14 protein-coding genes are annotated in these 14,880 nt (G+C 71.7%); 10 read left to right on the top strand and 4 right to left on the bottom strand.

Annotated elements, in window-relative coordinates; all coding sequences use genetic code 11:
- Nucleotides 1-104: 104 nt before the first annotated feature.
- Nucleotides 105-779, bottom strand: a complete 675-nt coding sequence (locus ACFWYS_RS28825) for a lysophospholipid acyltransferase family protein (protein ID WP_334313595.1) — start codon at nucleotides 777-779, stop codon at nucleotides 105-107.
- A gap of 370 nt (nucleotides 780-1,149) precedes the next feature.
- Between ACFWYS_RS28825 and ACFWYS_RS28820 the strand changes: the two genes are divergently transcribed.
- The 3 genes from ACFWYS_RS28820 to ACFWYS_RS28810 all read left to right on the top strand — a co-directional run bounded on the left by ACFWYS_RS28820 (nucleotide 1,150) and on the right by ACFWYS_RS28810 (nucleotide 3,482).
- Complete coding sequence (locus ACFWYS_RS28820; protein WP_384774979.1) at nucleotides 1,150-2,313, top strand: glycerophosphodiester phosphodiesterase; 1,164 nt, start codon at nucleotides 1,150-1,152, stop codon at nucleotides 2,311-2,313.
- Nucleotides 2,314-2,429: 116 nt separating this feature from the next.
- Entirely contained in the window at nucleotides 2,430-2,939 is a 510-nt protein-coding gene (locus ACFWYS_RS28815) for an RNA polymerase sigma factor (protein ID WP_384774976.1), read from the top strand.
- Nucleotides 2,940-2,984: 45 nt separating this feature from the next.
- Nucleotides 2,985-3,482: a GNAT family N-acetyltransferase gene (locus ACFWYS_RS28810; RefSeq protein ID WP_384774973.1), complete on the top strand. Its 498-nt coding sequence runs from the start codon at nucleotides 2,985-2,987 to the stop codon at nucleotides 3,480-3,482.
- Here the strand turns inward: ACFWYS_RS28810 and ACFWYS_RS28805 are convergent.
- From ACFWYS_RS28805 to ACFWYS_RS28795, 3 genes are read right to left on the bottom strand one after another with little or no spacing between them, the layout of a single operon-like run.
- Entirely contained in the window at nucleotides 3,472-3,894 is a 423-nt protein-coding gene (locus tag ACFWYS_RS28805; protein ID WP_384774970.1) for a hypothetical protein, read from the bottom strand. The two genes, ACFWYS_RS28810 and ACFWYS_RS28805, sit on opposite strands and share 11 nt — an antisense overlap.
- A 1-nt stretch (nucleotide 3,895) precedes the next feature.
- On the bottom strand, nucleotides 3,896-4,255 hold the full coding sequence (locus ACFWYS_RS28800) for a hypothetical protein (RefSeq protein WP_384774967.1): 360 nt from the start codon (nucleotides 4,253-4,255) through the stop codon (nucleotides 3,896-3,898).
- 50 nt (nucleotides 4,256-4,305) lie between these two features.
- The gene (locus tag ACFWYS_RS28795) at nucleotides 4,306-4,470 is read right to left on the bottom strand and encodes a hypothetical protein (protein WP_384774964.1); all 165 of its coding nucleotides are present in this window, start codon (nucleotides 4,468-4,470) and stop codon (nucleotides 4,306-4,308) included.
- Here ACFWYS_RS28795 and ACFWYS_RS28790 point away from each other — a divergent pair.
- From ACFWYS_RS28790 to cobT, 7 genes are all read left to right on the top strand, one after another.
- Complete coding sequence (locus tag ACFWYS_RS28790; RefSeq protein ID WP_384774961.1) at nucleotides 4,459-5,106, top strand: HAD family hydrolase; 648 nt, start codon at nucleotides 4,459-4,461, stop codon at nucleotides 5,104-5,106. The two genes, ACFWYS_RS28795 and ACFWYS_RS28790, sit on opposite strands and share 12 nt — an antisense overlap.
- Before the next feature lie 327 nt (nucleotides 5,107-5,433).
- Nucleotides 5,434-6,471 carry a methionine ABC transporter ATP-binding protein gene (locus tag ACFWYS_RS28785; RefSeq protein WP_384774958.1) on the top strand — a complete coding sequence of 346 codons (1,038 nt, stop codon included), beginning with the start codon at nucleotides 5,434-5,436 and terminating at the stop codon, nucleotides 6,469-6,471.
- Nucleotides 6,468-7,193, top strand: a complete 726-nt coding sequence (locus tag ACFWYS_RS28780) for a methionine ABC transporter permease (RefSeq protein WP_384774956.1) — start codon at nucleotides 6,468-6,470, stop codon at nucleotides 7,191-7,193. Before ACFWYS_RS28785 ends, ACFWYS_RS28780 begins: the two co-directional genes overlap by 4 nt.
- A 64-nt stretch (nucleotides 7,194-7,257) precedes the next feature.
- Entirely contained in the window at nucleotides 7,258-8,091 is an 834-nt protein-coding gene (locus tag ACFWYS_RS28775) for a MetQ/NlpA family ABC transporter substrate-binding protein (protein ID WP_384774953.1), read from the top strand.
- Nucleotides 8,092-8,253: 162 nt separating this feature from the next.
- Entirely contained in the window at nucleotides 8,254-8,886 is a 633-nt protein-coding gene (locus tag ACFWYS_RS28770; RefSeq protein WP_384774950.1) for a GNAT family N-acetyltransferase, read from the top strand.
- 116 nt (nucleotides 8,887-9,002) lie between these two features.
- The gene (gene cbiE / locus ACFWYS_RS28765) at nucleotides 9,003-10,214 is read left to right on the top strand and encodes a precorrin-6y C5,15-methyltransferase (decarboxylating) subunit CbiE (RefSeq protein ID WP_384774948.1); all 1,212 of its coding nucleotides are present in this window, start codon (nucleotides 9,003-9,005) and stop codon (nucleotides 10,212-10,214) included.
- Nucleotides 10,215-10,582: 368 nt separating this feature from the next.
- Nucleotides 10,583-14,821 carry a nicotinate-nucleotide--dimethylbenzimidazole phosphoribosyltransferase gene (gene cobT, locus ACFWYS_RS28760; protein WP_384774945.1) on the top strand — a complete coding sequence of 1,413 codons (4,239 nt, stop codon included), beginning with the start codon at nucleotides 10,583-10,585 and terminating at the stop codon, nucleotides 14,819-14,821.
- Nucleotides 14,822-14,880: the final 59 nt, after the last annotated feature.

Raw genomic sequence — 14,880 nt, 5'->3', positions numbered from 1 at the left:
TGTATCGATTTGCGGCTCCGCCGCGTGGGCGCAATCAGCCACAACGAACCCGCAGCCGACGAACAGCCCGAAGCCCCACGAACCCCTCGGCCCAACCGGCGGAGCTACGCCGCCTCTTTGGCCTTGCTGGCGTACATGTCCACGTACTCCTGCCCGGACAACTGCATGACCTCGGTCATCACGGAGTCGGTGACGGCCCGCAGGACATAACGGTCCCGGTCCATCCCCTCGTACCGGGAGAACTCCATCGCCTCACCGAACCGCACCGTCACCTTGCGCGGGCGGGGCATGCCCGCCCCGCCCGGCTGGATCTTGTCCGTGCCGATCATGGCGAACGGGACGACCGGCGCCCCGGTCATCAGGGTCAGGCGGGCGATACCGGTACGGCCCCGGTACAGCCGTCCGTCGGGCGAGCGCGTGCCCTCGGGGTAGATGCCGAAGACCTTGCCCTCCTCCAGGATCCGGCGCCCGGTCATCAGCGCCGCGACGCCGCCGCGGCCGCCGTCCCGGTCGACCGGGATCATGCCGACGCCGGTGAAGAACCAGGCCATCAGACGGCCCTTGAGGCCCTTGCCGGTGACGTACTCGTCCTTGCCGATGAAGAAGACCTGACGGTCGCAGACCAGCGGCAGGATCATCGAGTCGATGAAGGTGAGGTGGTTGCCGGCCAGGATGACCGGGCCGTCACCCGGAATGTGCTCCGCGCCCTCCACCTGTGGGCGGAACATCAGGCGCATGATCGGTCCGAGCACTGCCTTGATGAGCGCGAAGCGGGACAACGGGCCCTCCGGTGTCAAGGGATTCGGTATTGAGTCTGTGCAGGTGAGGACGATACTCGCGGTCCAGGGGGTCCCGCACATCGGGTGAGCCGACTTCACCGACGCCTTACTCACTGTTGACGTGGGTTTACCTGCGGTGGCGCCCCACGGGTGGCCCGTAACGTGCCGGCCACAGTGTGACGGACATCGCCTCCGGGGCATACCGGACGCGTTCCCCGAGCCGCCCGACCGAATCCGACGGACCGTCACCACTCCTTTCCCGTGCGACATCCAGCGTCACCCGCGTGTTCCGGTGCAGGTCTCCCCTCGGTCATGTGCACACACCTAGGATCGGCCCGCACTGATGAACGGACGGGCAGGGAGGGCGCTCATGGGAACGCAGGAGAACGAGCCGACGGGCGGAACCGGACGGCGGATGCTGCTCGGCGCGGCGGTGCTCGGTGCGAGCGGGGCGGTCCTCGGGCTGTCCGGTACGGCGAAGGCGGCCGAGGCCCGGACCGGTGGCGGCGGTGTGCGGAGCCTGCCCAGGCCGACGATCATCGGCCACCGCGGCGCCAGCGGCTACCGGCCCGAGCACACCTTCGGCTCCTATCAGCTGGCCCTCGACATGGGCGCCGACATCGTCGAGGCCGGCGACCTGGTGCCCACCAGGGACGGTCACCTCGTCTGCCGCCATGAGCCGGAGATCGGCGGCACGACCGATGTCGCGAACCATCCCGAGTTCGCCGACCGCAGGAAGACGAAGTCCCTCGACGGTGTCGCCACCACCGGCTGGTTCACCGAGGACTTCACGCTCGCCGAGCTGAAGACCCTGCGCGCCGTCGAGCGCATCCCGGCCAACCGTCCGCACAACACCCTCTACAACGGCCGCTGGGAGATCCCCACCTTCGAAGAGGTCCTGAAGTGGCAGGACGAGCAGACCCGTAAGCGCGGCAAGCAGGTCTGGATCTACCCCGAGCTCAAGCACCCCACCTACTTCCGCAAGCAGGGCCTCGCCCTGGAGGAGCGGGTCGCCAAGGTGCTGCACAAGTACGGCAGGGACCGGCGGAACTCGCCCGTCATCATCCAGTCCTTCGAGCCGACCAGCATCCAGCGCCTGAACAAGCTGGTCGACAACCCGCTGGTGGTCCTGCTGTCCGGCCCCACGACCCGCCCCTGGGACTTCGTCGAGACGGGCGACCCGCGCACCGTCGCCGACCTGGTCAAGCCGGCCGGTCTCAGGGAGATCGCCTCCTACGCGCAGGGCATCGGCCCCACCCTGGACCTGGTCATCCCGAAGGACGCGAACGGCAACCTCACCACGCCCACCACGCTGGTGGGCGACGCGCACAAGGTCGGTCTGATCCTGCACCCCTGGACCATGCGCAACGAGAACCCCTTCCTCCCCGCGAACTTCCGCAAGGGCACCGACGCGGACGCCTACGGCGATGTCTTCGGCGCCTACAAGACGTACTTCGCGACCGGCATCGACGGTGTCTTCACCGACAACCCGGACACGGGCGTGCTGGCCCGCGCGGACTTCGTCAACCGCTGAGTGTCAACAGCTCGGCGTCAGCAGCTCGGCGTCAACCGCTGAGACCCGCGCCCCGATTGGGGTGACTGTCGGCCGCCCCGGCAACCCCGCGCCCGGGCGGCCGCGTCGTGCCGCATATGACGGACGACCTGGTTGCCACCCTTCGCCCGCTGCTCATCGCCGAGGCCTCCGCCGAGGCACCCGCCTCCGGAGCGGAGCCGGGCGATCTGGAACAGGCGGTCTGGCTGCGCCTCCTGGAACACCTCGACTCGGACGGCCCGCCCGTCGACCCGCCGGGATGGCTGCGCCGGGCCGTCCGCTCCGAGGCCCGCCGCAGCCGCCGTACGACGAGCCGGGAACGGCCGTACGAGAACGAGCCCGCCGCCGACGGCGACCAGCACGACCCGGAGCACCTCGCCCTCGCGGCCGCCCGCCGCCGGGCCCTGCGCGACGCCGTACGCCGGCTTCCGGGGCGCTGTCCCCGCCTCGTGGAGGCTCTCCTGTCGCCCGAGGACCTGACATACCGGGAAATCGCGGGGGAGTTGGGTATCTCACAGGGCAGTCTCGGCCCGGAACGTTCCAGATGCCTGGGATGTCTGCGTCGTTTGCTCGCACCGGAGGTTGCGGCCGGGAGTAGCCGGGGATAGGAGTGAGGGACAACAGGCGATCAGGTGAGCGGGAGGCGTGCGCACATGGGCATGAGCGTGACCATCTCGGCAGCGACCGAGCAGGACGCGGAGCAGATCTTCAGGCTTCAGTACCTGTGCTTCCAGAGCGAAGCGGCGCTGTACGGCAATTACCGCATCGACCCGCTGGTCCAAACCCTGGACTCGGTCCGCGCGGAGGTCGCCGCGGACTGCGTCTTCGTGGCCCGGCTGGGCGAGGAGGTGGTCGGCTCCGTCCGCGGCAGCGTCACAGAGGACGGCTCGGCCGCCATCGGCAAGCTCTGCGTCCACCCCCGCCTCCAGGGCCACGGCATCGGCGCCAGGCTGCTGCGCGCGGCGGAAGCGGCCCTGGCCGAACAGCGCGGCGCCACCAGGTTCCGCCTGCAGACCGGCCACCGCAGCGAGGGCAACCTGCGCCTCTACCGCAAGGTGGGCTACGAGGCGGTCGGTACGTCGAAGGGCGCCGACGGCGTCGAGATGGTCGTCCTGGAGAAGTCGGCGGGGACGTACGCCGCTACTGCCTGACGGTTCGCGCCTTGCGGAGCCAGTACAGGGCCGACAGGGGCAGCAGTACGGGGATGAACAGATACCCCATGCCGTAGTCGGACCAGACCGTCGCGTCGGGGAACGCCGAGGGCTCCACCAGGGTCCAGGTGCCGACGACCAGAACGCCCGCGAGCTCGGCGGCGCAGCACACCAGCGCCGCCTTGCGGGCCGTCTCGCCGCCCCGCACCAGGGTGTAGGTGATGAACCCGTACACGAGCCCCGCCACCGCCGACAGCGAGTAGGCGAGCGGCGCCCGGTCGAACTCCGTCGCGATCTGGTACGCCGAGCGCGACACGGCGCCGACGACCATCACGCCGTACAGCCACACGAGCAGAATTCCGGGCCCGCTGATCAGCCGCGTCCTGGTGGGCTTCTCCTGTGTCACGGCCACCTCAGCCTCCCCAGATGTCATAGAGCCGCACCTCAAGCACGGCCAGCACCACACCGCCGGCGGCGACCGTCACCGAACCCCACTTGGAGCGCTCGGCCAGCGACATGAACCCCGCGGCGGGGATGCACGCGAACGACCCCAGCAGATACGCCACGAAGATCGTCGTGCCCTGCTCCGGCTTCTCGCCCCGCGCCAGCAGCACGATCCCGACCACCAGCTGCACCAGGGCCAGCACCGTCACCACGGCCATCCCGATGAAGTGCCAGTCCTTCGTCGGCTGGTCACGGTAGGCCGCCCAGCCGCACCAGGCGGCGAGCAGCAGCGCGGCGACGCCGGTCACGAGCGTCAGGACAGCAAGCATGGAGCGACCTTAATACGGCCCAAAAGACCCGATGCGCGCGCCCCCGGCGGTCAGGCGGACGGCACGTCGGCGACCAGCCCGGCGTTCACACACCGCTGCCACACCGTGTGCTGCCACTCGTTGGCACCGGGCCCGAAGCACTCGGCCAGGGCGCGCGCCAGGCCGCGTCCGGCGATCCTGCACGGCCCCGTAGGGTCTAGACCATGACGATCCATGCACGCGCTCTCCTGTTCGACAACGACGGCACTCTCGTCTCCTCCCTCGCCTCCGTGGACCGCTGCTGGGCGCGGTGGGCCGAGGAGTACGGCATCACGGAGGAGTTCGGCCGGGTCGAGCTGCACGGACGTCCGGCGGTCGAGATAGTCGCCGAGCTGCTGCCCGCCGACGTCGTCCCGGAGGCCCTCGCGCGGATCGAGACGCTGGAGGTGGAGGACGTACCGAACGGCGGTGTGCACCTGCTGCCCGGCACGAAGGACTTGCTCGACGCGCTGCCCGCCGACCGCTGGGCCGTCGTCACCTCCGCCACCCGCCGCCTCGCCGAGGCCCGGCTCGACGCCGTCGGCATCCTCCCCAAGACGATGGTCACCGCCGACGACATCAGCCGCGGCAAGCCCGACCCCGAGCCCTACCTCCTCGCCGCCCGCGAACTCGGCGTGGACCCGGCCCACTGCGTCGTCTTCGAGGACGCCCCCGCCGGTCTCGCGGCCGGTCGCGCCGCCGGAATGACCACCGTGGCGTTGACCACAACCCACCAGGCCCATGAGCTCGACGCCGACCTGGTGGTGCGGGACCTGTCGGCCCTGTCCGTCCAGGTCAGCGATGGTGGCGTGGAGATCTCCGACCGCGGCTGAGAGCTGTCCGCCGCTGTCCAGGATGCGGACAGCGGCGGCCGGTAAGGACCGTAGGTCTGGTTTACTGATCGCATGACCACCACGAGCTACCGCATCCCTGCGACCGAGGCGACGATGACGCCCGGTGCTCGTTGTATGTGTCACATGTGCCGAATGTGCGCCTTCTAGAGGGCCCCCGCACCACTCCCTGAGCCTCGCGCCCCGAAGCGAGCCGCCGTGGCATGTCCGTACGCCCTTTGCCGTACGTGACCACCGTGCCCGCGCACATTTTCCCTCCCGTACCAGGGCACACCCACGCCCGCGTACTCGACAGTGACGGAAACCCCAGTGATCACCACAACGGGCCTGACCAAGGTCTACCGCTCACGCGGCCGCGAGGTCACCGCCCTCGACGGCGTCGATCTGCATGTCCGCGAAGGCGAGGTGTACGGCGTCATCGGCCAGTCCGGCGCCGGCAAGTCCTCGCTCATCCGCTGCGTCAACCTGCTGGAGCGCCCCACGGCCGGGACGGTCACCGTCGCCGGACAGGACCTCACCGCCCTCGCCGGCCGCGGCACCCGGGCCGGCAAGGAACTCCGGCAGGCGCGCAGCCGTATCGGCATGGTCTTCCAGCACTTCAACCTGCTGTCCTCCCGCACCGTCCAGGACAACGTCGAGCTTCCGCTGGAGATCCTCGGCAAGTCGGGCAAGGAGCGCTCCCGCAAGGCGCTCGAACTGCTCGACCTCGTCGGGCTCGCCGACAAGGCGAAGGCCTACCCAGCCCAGCTCTCCGGCGGTCAGAAGCAGCGCGTCGGCATCGCCCGCGCGCTGGCCGGTGACCCCAAGGTGCTGCTCTCCGACGAGGCCACCAGCGCCCTCGACCCGGAGACCACCCGCTCCATCCTCCAGCTGCTGCGCGACCTGAACCGGCAGCTGGGCCTGACCGTCCTGCTCATCACCCACGAGATGGACGTCGTGAAGTCGGTCTGCGACTCGGCGGCGCTCATGGAGCGGGGCCGCATCGTCGAGTCCGGCACGGTCAGCGAACTGCTCGCGACACCCGGCTCGGAACTGGCCTCCGCGCTCTTCCCGGTGGGCGGCGAGGCCTCCGGCGACGACCGCACCGTCATCGACGTCACCTTTCACGGCGAGGCCGCCACCCAGCCGGTCATCTCCCAGCTCTCCCGCACCTACAACATCGACATATCGATCCTCGGCGCCGCCATCGACACCGTCGGCGGCCTCCAGGTCGGCCGGATGCGCATCGAGCTGCCCGGCCGCTACGAGGACAACGTCGTGCCGATCGGCTTCCTGCGCGAACAGGGCCTGCAGATCGACGTACTGGGCCAGGAGCCCGTTCTGCTCAAGGAAGGTGCCCAGCTGTGACCTGGTCCGAGATGCAGCCCCTGCTGGAGCAGGCGTGTTGGGACACCCTCTACATGGTCGGCTGGTCCACCCTCATCGCCGTGGTCGGCGGTCTCCCGCTCGGCATCCTCCTCGTCCTCACCGACCGGGGCGGCCTGCTCCAGAACGTCCTGGCCAACAAGGTCATCGGGCAGATCGTGAACGTCGCCCGGTCGATGCCGTTCATCATCCTGATGGTCGCGCTGATGAGCTTCACGCGCTGGGTCACGGGCACGACCATCGGCCGTGAGGCCGCCATCGTGCCGCTCGCCATCGGCGCCATCCCGTTCTTCGCGCGCCTGGTCGAGACGGCTGTCCGGGAAGTGGACGGCGGGCTCGTGGAGGCCGTGCAGTCGATGGGCGGCAACACCTGGACCATCGTCCGCAAGGTCCTCGTGCCCGAGTCCCTGCCGTCCGTCATCGCCAGCACCACGACCACGATCGTCGCCCTCATCGGCTACTCCGCCATGGCCGGCACGGTCGGCGCGGGCGGCCTCGGCGACATCGCCATCCGCTACGGCTACCAGCGCTTCGAGACCGAGCTGATGTGGCTCACCGTCGCCATCCTCGCCGTCGTCATCTCCCTCATCCAGTTCGCCGGCGACTACGCGGCCCGCTCCCTGCACCGCCGCGGCGGCCAGTCGGGCCCGGCACCGAGGCTGCGGCTGCTGAAGGCGTCGACGGCCACGAGCAAGACCGTCTGAGCCCCCCAGATCTCCCCGTAACACCACCACGGGGTCGCACCACCCATAAGGAAAGGCACTTTTCGTGCGTAACACCGCCAAGATCACCACTGCCGTCCTCGCCGCCGGAACCCTCACCCTCGGGCTCACCGCGTGCGGCTCGGACAAGGACTCCGGCTCCGACGCGAGCGGCCCGCTGAAGGTCGCCGCGACGCCCACCCCGCAGGGCGAGATCCTCGCCTACGTCAAGGACAACCTCGCGAAGAAGGCCGGCCTCGAACTTGAGGTCAAGGAGTTCACCGACTACGTGACGCCGAACACGGCCGTCCAGCAGGGTGAGGTCGACGCCAACTACTTCCAGCACCAGCCGTACCTGGACGACTTCAACAAGAAGAACGGCACCGACATCGTCGCCGTGCCGAACGCCACGGTGCACCTGGAGCCGCTCGGCGTGTACTCCCAGGGCGTCAAGAAGCTGACGGACCTGGAGAAGGGCGCCACCGTCGCCCTGCCGAACGACACCACCAACGAGGCCCGCGCGCTGAAGCTGCTCGAAGCCAATGGTGTGATCAAGCTCAAGGCGGGCGCCGGTTACTCGGCGACCCCCAAGGACATCGCCGCCAACCCCAAGGACCTCCAGTTCAAGGAGCTTGAGGCGGCCCAGCTGCCGCGCTCCCTCGGCGACGTCGACGCCGCCGTCATCAACGGCAACTACGCCCTGGAGGCCGACCTCAGCCCGGCCAAGAACGCCATCGCCGCCGAGTCGCCCAAGGACAACCCCTACGGCAACTTCCTCGCCGTGAAGAAGGGCGACGAGGACGACCCGCGGGTGAAGAAGCTGGCGAAGCTGCTCACCTCGCCCGAGGTGAAGAAGTTCATCGAGGACAAGTACGACGGCGCGGTCGTCGCGGCGTTCTAAGAGGTCAAGCGTTATCTGACGGTGCGTTTACCGCGTATCGCCACGCACGGGGTCCACTCCTTCACTTGGTGTGGACCCCGTGGTGCAGTTCAGTGCTTTCATGCTGCATGCTGGGCAGTTCAGCAGGCCCTGACGGTTTTTCCGAAGGTTACGGAGCGGCGCATGACTAGCACCTTCCCCAACATCTCCATCAGCACGGAGCGGTTGGTGCTGCGCCCCCTCGACGAGGACGACGTGCCCGCGCTGGCGGAGATGATGAACGACGAGCAGGTCACCGCCTGGACGACCGCTCCGCAGCCCTACCGCGAGGCCGACTCCCACGAGTGGATCACCCGGCTCGCCCCGGCCGAACGCAGCGAGGGTCGCGGCATCGTCTTCGCCGTCAGCGAGTTCCTCACCCAGCGTCTCGTCGGCATCGTGCACCTGCAGAACACCAACTGGCGCGTTCGCTCCAGCGAGATCGCCTATGTCATCGCCCCCTGGGCCCGCGGCGAGGGCTATGCCTCCGAGGCCGCCCTCGCCACCGCCCAGTGGCTCTTCCACGACCAGAAGTTCGAACGGCTGGAGCTGCGTACGGCCGCCGACAACACCGCCTCCCAGCAGGTGGCGCAGAAGATCGGCTGTATCAGCGAGGGCGTGCTGCGCAATGCCTGGATAGCCCGCACCAGGACCGGGAGCGGCGAGTGGACCGACGTCCGCACCGACCTCATCGTCTGGAGCCTGCTGCCCGAGGACCTGGAAGGCGTCGGCGACCAGTCGTCCGGCGGATTCACCTCGTTCGGCGAGTGGAACTGAGGGGAATCGAACTGTTGGGGACCGGTGGTACCGACCCGGAGACCAGGTACCCTCACGAAGCCCGCCCCTGGGGCTGACCCCACGACGACCTGCGCAGACCCTGGAGACTGACGACGATGGCCGACCGCGTCACGGTGATCGGCTGGGACGGCTCGCCACTGACCGCCGCGGCACGCTCCGCCCTCGGTGCCGCCACGCTGGTGGCCGGTGCCGCCCACCACCTCGCGCTCCCCGAGCTGCCGCCCGCCGCCGAGCGCATCCGCCTCGGCAGCGTCGCCCTCGCCGCCCGCCGTATCGCCGGCCACCGCGGGACCGCGGTGGTGCTGGCCGACGGCGACCCGGGCTTCTTCGGGGTCGTACGCACCCTGCGCGCGCCCGAGTTCGGCCTGGAGGTCGAGGTCGTCCCCGCCGTCTCCTCGGTCGCCGCCGCCTTCGCCCGGGCCGGTATGCCCTGGGACGACGCCCAGGTGGTCGTCGCACACCGCCGCACCCTGCGACGCGCGGTGAACGTGTGCCGCGCCCACACCAAGGTCGCCGTCCTCACCTCACCGGGCGCCGGACCCGCCGAACTAGGCCTGCTCCTGGAGGGCGTCCACCGCACCTTCGTGATCTGCGAGGAACTGGGCACCGAGCGCGAGCAGGTCACCGTCGTCACCTCCGACAAGGCCGCCGACCACATCTGGCGCGACCCGAACGTCGTCATCGTCATCGGCGGCAAGGTGGCCGCGGCGGAGGGCGGCGGATGGATCGCCGGCCGCGACCCGTCCACGGCGCCGCGCGGCTGGACCCTGCCCGCGAAGTCCTACGGCGGACTCATGGGCGAGGGCGAACTGGAACCCCTGCGTGCCGCCCAACTCACCCGGCTCGGCCCGCGTGTCGGCGACCTCGTGTGGGACATCGGCTGCGGCAGCGGCGCCTTCGCCACCGAGGCCGCCCGGGCCGGCGCCGCCGTCATCGCCGTCGACAGCGACCCCCGGGCCTGCGAGCGCACCGAGGCCAACGCGCGCGCCTTCGGGGTCCAGCTGCAGATCGTCCCGGGCACCGCCCCGCACATCCTGGAGAACCTCCCCGAACCGGACGTCGTACGGGTCGGCGGCGGGGGAGCGGCCGTCGTCTCCGCCGTCGCCGACCGGCGCCCGCAGCGCATCGTCACCCACGCCGCGACCCGTGACGCCGCCGAACTCATCGGCCGCGACCTCACCTCGCACGGATACGACGTCGAGTGCGCCCTCCTGCAGTCCGTCGAACTCGACACGCGGGCCTGGACGGAGCGCGAACGCACCGTCTCCTTCCTGCTCAGCGGCGTGCTGCCCGACCGCACGGTATGACCGCGCGTCCGTCCCCGTGATCCTGTTGTCGTACCGCGCGCGGTAGGCTGGCCGATCGTTGTACCGCACTCGGTCACCCGGCTTTTCGTCGGTCAATGTCCGGAAAAACACGCCCCGTTTGGGGTGCGTGTGGTACGGCGAAACCGGAGGACGCGCAACGTGGCGCAGTCCACAGCGGCCTGTCGCGGATCAACCTGTCGCGACGGCCGAATGGCCACGACAATGCCACTCAATGGCTTTGTCGCCTTTTTGGGACGGGTCGTTCGTGCCGCTGGGCACGCACGCTCGTTCTTCACTACGGGGCGGTCGGTGCGCCGTCCCCGGGTGAGCTGGTCGTAGAAGCACTAACCGATGGGCGAGGGGTACGCATGACCGACACCGGCCAGGTCCCGGGCGAGGGACTGCCGGAGAGCGCAGGCATGGTGGAGCAGCCCGGCGTCCCCGCGGCGCCCGGTGCGTACACCTACCTCTCCGAGACCACCGCCGAGGACGAAGACCTGCTGATGCCCGGCTCCCAGGGCGCCTGGGGCAACGAGGTCGCCCCGCCCGCGCCCGAGCCGGTCGTCGAGACCCTGCACGAGCCGGACGCCCATGAGATCTCCGGCCGCGACAGCGGCTCGGTCGACCTCAGCGCCGTCCGCGTGCCGGGACCGACGGCCCCTACGACGCCGATCCCGCCGATCACTCCGCGCCGTCCGCTGCATCTCGGCCCGCCCATCCCGGACGCCTCCGCCAGTCCGGTCCGCTCCCTCGCCGACCGCGGCGCCGTCGGCGCCCCCGCACGCCATCCCGGTGCTTCCGGCCCCGAGTACCTCGACGTCCCGCAGCACCGCGAGGCCGTGGCCCCGCAGGCGGCCACGCCTTGGGGTGCGCCCGCGCAGGCCGCCCCGGCTGCCCCGGCTCCGGCACCGGCGCCGGTGGGCGCTGGGGTGCAGACTGCGGAAACGGTTGTCCCGGCCGGGCAGCCGGTGGGCGTGGCACAGGCCGCTCAAGCCGTGGTGGCGGACGCGCAGGCCGTTGATTCCGACGCACCGCAGGCTGCCGCAGCCGAAGTGCCCGTGCCGCACGAAGGTGTGCCCGGCGGCCACGTGCCGCAGGCCGCCGACGCCGCGCCGGCCGTCGGCGTGGACCCCGCCGTGGCGGCGGCCGCTCACGCTCCGGGCGCCGGGCAGCTGCCGGACGCGGTGCAGGCACCGGCGGCGGTTCCGTCCGGCGCCGAGGGAGGGGAGGTCCCGGTGAGCGGGGCCGAACCGGAGGCCGGCCAGAGCATCGAGCCCGGGCAGGCTGCAGGAGACGTTCCGGCCATGGAGGGCGCGACGGCCGCTGAGGGCACTGCGCCCGAGGCCGAGCAGGCTGCCGAGGCCGCTCCCGTCGCGGGCGACCAGGCCACGGCGGTTCCCGTGACGTCGGCGGAGCCCGGTGAGGTCCCCGGCGAGGCCGCGCCTGCGCCCGAGGCCGGGCAGAATGCCGAGGTCGCTGCGGCTGAGGCAGCGCAGGTCGCCGAAGCGCCCGCTCCTGAGGTCGTCGAGGTCGAGGCCGTTGCCGTGCCCGCCGCTGAGGGTGTTGAGCCTGTCGCGGTGCCGGTTCCGGAGGCTGTTGAGGCCGTTGCCGTGCCCGCGCCTGAGGCCGGTGAGGCCGTTGCCGTGCCCGCCGCAGAGGCTGTTGAGGCTGCGGCGCTCCCCCTTCCGGAGGCCGTTGAGGCCGTAGCAGCGCCCGCTCCCGAGCCCGCGCCGCGGCCCGAGGCGCCCGCCGCCGACGCGGAGCAGACCCCCGAGGCCGCCCCGGTTGTCGACGCGGCCGCGCCCGAGGCCCCCGCCCAGGTCACCGTAGAGCCCGCGCCCGAGGTCGCCCAGGCACCTGAGGTGCTCCCTGCCGCCGAGGTCCCCCAGACACCCGAGGCTCTCCCCGTAGCCGAGGTCCCCCAGGCCGCGGCCGAGAATCTCGTCGCCGCCCCGGCTCAGGCCCAGCCGCTCCCGGAAGCCGCCCCCGACCCGACGGCACCCGAAGCAGCGCAGGCCCCTCAGCCCGCGGACGCCCAGCCCGCAGATGTCGAGCCCGTCGGCCAGGCCCCGCAGCCCACCCAGGACGCCTCCGTCGCCGTAGCCCCCGAACCGGCCCCGCAGGCCGCGGACGTCGAGCAGGCCGAGGCCGCCCAGCAGCCCGAGCCCTCCGCCCCCGTGGAGGCGCCCGCGCAGGACCCGCAGCCGGCCCCCGACGCCGTAGCGGACCCGGACCTCGCGCCACCCCAGCAGCCGGCGCAGGACGACGCTCCCGCCGTCGCGGCACAGGCGGTGGCCGCGAACGCGACCGTCCCCGAAGCGGAGGCCCACATGGCGGAACCCGCGGCTCAGATGCCGGATGCCGAGCAGCCCCAGGAGGTGACCGCCGAGTCGGCCGAGGCCCCCCAGCCGCTCGCCGCGGCCGCCGTCCCGGACACCGCGGCCCCCGACGCCGCCGGCCCCGCCCCGCAGCCGGTCCCGGCGGACGCCGTACCGGCCGAGGCCCCCGAGCCGTTCGTCGCCGAGCCCGCCGGACCGCAGCTCCAGCCCGCGGCCCAGTCCGGGCCGGCCCCTGATGGCCGGGCCGAACCGGACGGCCTCCCGCCCGGCGCCCCCCTGGAGCCCACGCCCCTGGGCCAGTTCGTGCCGGTCGAGGGCTCGGTGCCGACCACGCCGCACCTCGCGCCGACCCCGCCGCAGCCGATCGTCCTCCCCGTGGAGGAGGCACTGGCCGCCGTCGTCACGGTGCCCGCACCCCGCGAGGGCGACCCCGACGTCGTACAGCACGCGGAGGACCTGGACACCCGGGCCGCCGACCAGGAAGACCCCCAGGAAGAGAGCACGGCCGCAGTGGAAGAAGTACGTCAGTCCACCGGCCCCGCCGCGCCCGCCTACGACGACGCCGAGCGCGAGGCCGTCCTCAAGGTCATGCGCGAGCGCCGCGACATCCGCAACGGCTTCCGCAGCGACCCCATCCCGCACGAGGTGCTGCTGCGCGTCCTGGAGGCCGCCCACACCGCGCCCTCCGTGGGCCACTCGCAGCCCTGGGACTTCGTCGTCATCCGCTCCGGCGAGACCCGGCGCACGATGCACGAACTGGCCCAGCGCCAGCGCGAGGCGTACGCGAAGTCGCTGCCCAAGGGCCGGGCCAAGCAGTTCAAGGAACTGAAGATCGAGGCCATCCTCGACACCCCGGTGAACATCGTCGTCACCGCCGACCCCACCCGCGGCGGCCGCCACACCCTCGGCCGGCACACCCAGCCGCAGATGGCCCCGTACTCCGCCGCGCTCGCCGTCGAGAACCTCTGGCTCGCCGCCCGCGCCGAGGGCCTCGGCGTGGGCTGGGTCAGCTTCTTCGACGAGCGCGAGATGGTGCGTGCGCTGGGGCTGCCCGAGCACCTGGAGGTCATCGCCTACCTGTGCGTCGGGTACGTCGACGAGTTCCCGGACGAGCCCGAGCTGATGCAGGCCGGCTGGTCCAAGCGCCGCCCGCTGTCGTGGGTCGTCCACGAGGAGACGTACGGCCGTCGCGCCCTGCCCGGCGAGGAGCCGCACGACCTGCTCGCCGAGACCGTCGCCCAGATCCGCCCGTTGGACGCCAAGGCGCTCGGCGAGGCCTGGGAGCGGCAGAAGCGGATGACCAAGCCGGCCGGTGCGCTCGGCATGCTGGAGATCATCTCCGCGCAGCTGTCCGGGCTGTCCCGGCAGTGCCCGCCGCCGATCCCGGAGCCCGCGGCCGTCGCTATCTTCGCGGGTGACCACGGCGTGCACGCCCAGGGCGTCACCCCCTGGCCCCAGGAGGTGACGGCCCAGATGGTCGCCAACTTCCTCGGCGGCGGCGCGGTCTGCAACGCCTTCGCGGGCCAGGTGGGCGCCGAGGTGTGCGTGGTGGACGTCGGTGTGGCCGCCGACCTCCCGGCGACGCCCGGCCTGCTGCCCCGCAAGGTCCGCGCGGGCACCTCGGACATGACGACCGGCCCCGCGATGACCCGCGAGGAGGCCAAGCAGGCCATCGAGGTCGGCATCGAGACCGCCCGCGACCTGGTGGCGGCCGGCAACAAGGCGCTGCTGACCGGTGAGATGGGCATCGCCAACACGACCGCGTCGGCCGCGCTCATCTCCGTCTTCACGGACACCGACCCGGCCGAGGTCACCGGCCGCGGCACCGGCATCAACGACGAGACCCTCGCCCGCAAGACCGAGGTCGTCCGCCGCGCCATCGAGGTCCACCAGCCCGACCCCGCCGACCCCATCGGCGTCCTCGCGGCGATCGGCGGCTTCGAACACGCCGCACTGGTCGGCCTCCTGCTGGGCGGCGCGTCCCTGCGTACGCCGGTGATCCTGGACGGCGTCAGCGCCGGCGCCGCCGCCCTGGTCGCCCGCGCCATCGCCCCCGAGGTCCTGGCCGCCTGCATCGCGGGCCATCGCAGCGCCGAGCCCGGCCATGTGGCCGCCCTGAACAAGCTCGGCCTGCGCCCCCTGGTCGACCTGGACCTCCGCCTCGGCGAGGGCACGGGCGCGCTGCTGGCCCTGCCGCTGGTGCAGAGCACGGCGCGGGCGATGCACGAGGTGGCGACGTTCGACTCCGCGGGCGTCACGGAGAAGTAGACCCGGACCGGATGGGGTGGATACGCGTCCGTCGCGCCCACCCCACCCCCGCCTTACGC

The sequence above is a fragment of the Streptomyces sp. NPDC059010 genome (assembly GCF_042740355.1).
Classification (GTDB): domain Bacteria; phylum Actinomycetota; class Actinomycetes; order Streptomycetales; family Streptomycetaceae; genus Streptomyces.
The sequence above is the reverse complement of the archived record's forward strand: the minus strand, read 5'-3'. Positions and strand labels throughout refer to the sequence as shown.

Excerpts from the sequence above, each read along its gene's own strand:
- ACFWYS_RS28820 (WP_384774979.1), top strand. The coding sequence starts at position 1,150 with ATGGGAACGCAGGAGAACGAGCCGACGGGCGGAACCGGACGGCGGATG.
- ACFWYS_RS28815 (WP_384774976.1), top strand. The coding sequence starts at position 2,430 with ATGACGGACGACCTGGTTGCCACCCTTCGCCCGCTGCTCATCGCCGAG.
- ACFWYS_RS28810 (WP_384774973.1), top strand. The coding sequence starts at position 2,985 with ATGGGCATGAGCGTGACCATCTCGGCAGCGACCGAGCAGGACGCGGAG.
- ACFWYS_RS28800 (WP_384774967.1), bottom strand. The coding sequence starts at position 4,255 with ATGCTTGCTGTCCTGACGCTCGTGACCGGCGTCGCCGCGCTGCTGCTC.
- ACFWYS_RS28790 (WP_384774961.1), top strand. The coding sequence starts at position 4,459 with ATGACGATCCATGCACGCGCTCTCCTGTTCGACAACGACGGCACTCTC.
- ACFWYS_RS28795 (WP_384774964.1), bottom strand. The coding sequence starts at position 4,470 with ATGGATCGTCATGGTCTAGACCCTACGGGGCCGTGCAGGATCGCCGGA.
- ACFWYS_RS28770 (WP_384774950.1), top strand. The coding sequence starts at position 8,254 with ATGACTAGCACCTTCCCCAACATCTCCATCAGCACGGAGCGGTTGGTG.
- cbiE (WP_384774948.1), top strand. The coding sequence starts at position 9,003 with ATGGCCGACCGCGTCACGGTGATCGGCTGGGACGGCTCGCCACTGACC.
- cobT (WP_384774945.1), top strand. The coding sequence starts at position 10,583 with ATGACCGACACCGGCCAGGTCCCGGGCGAGGGACTGCCGGAGAGCGCA.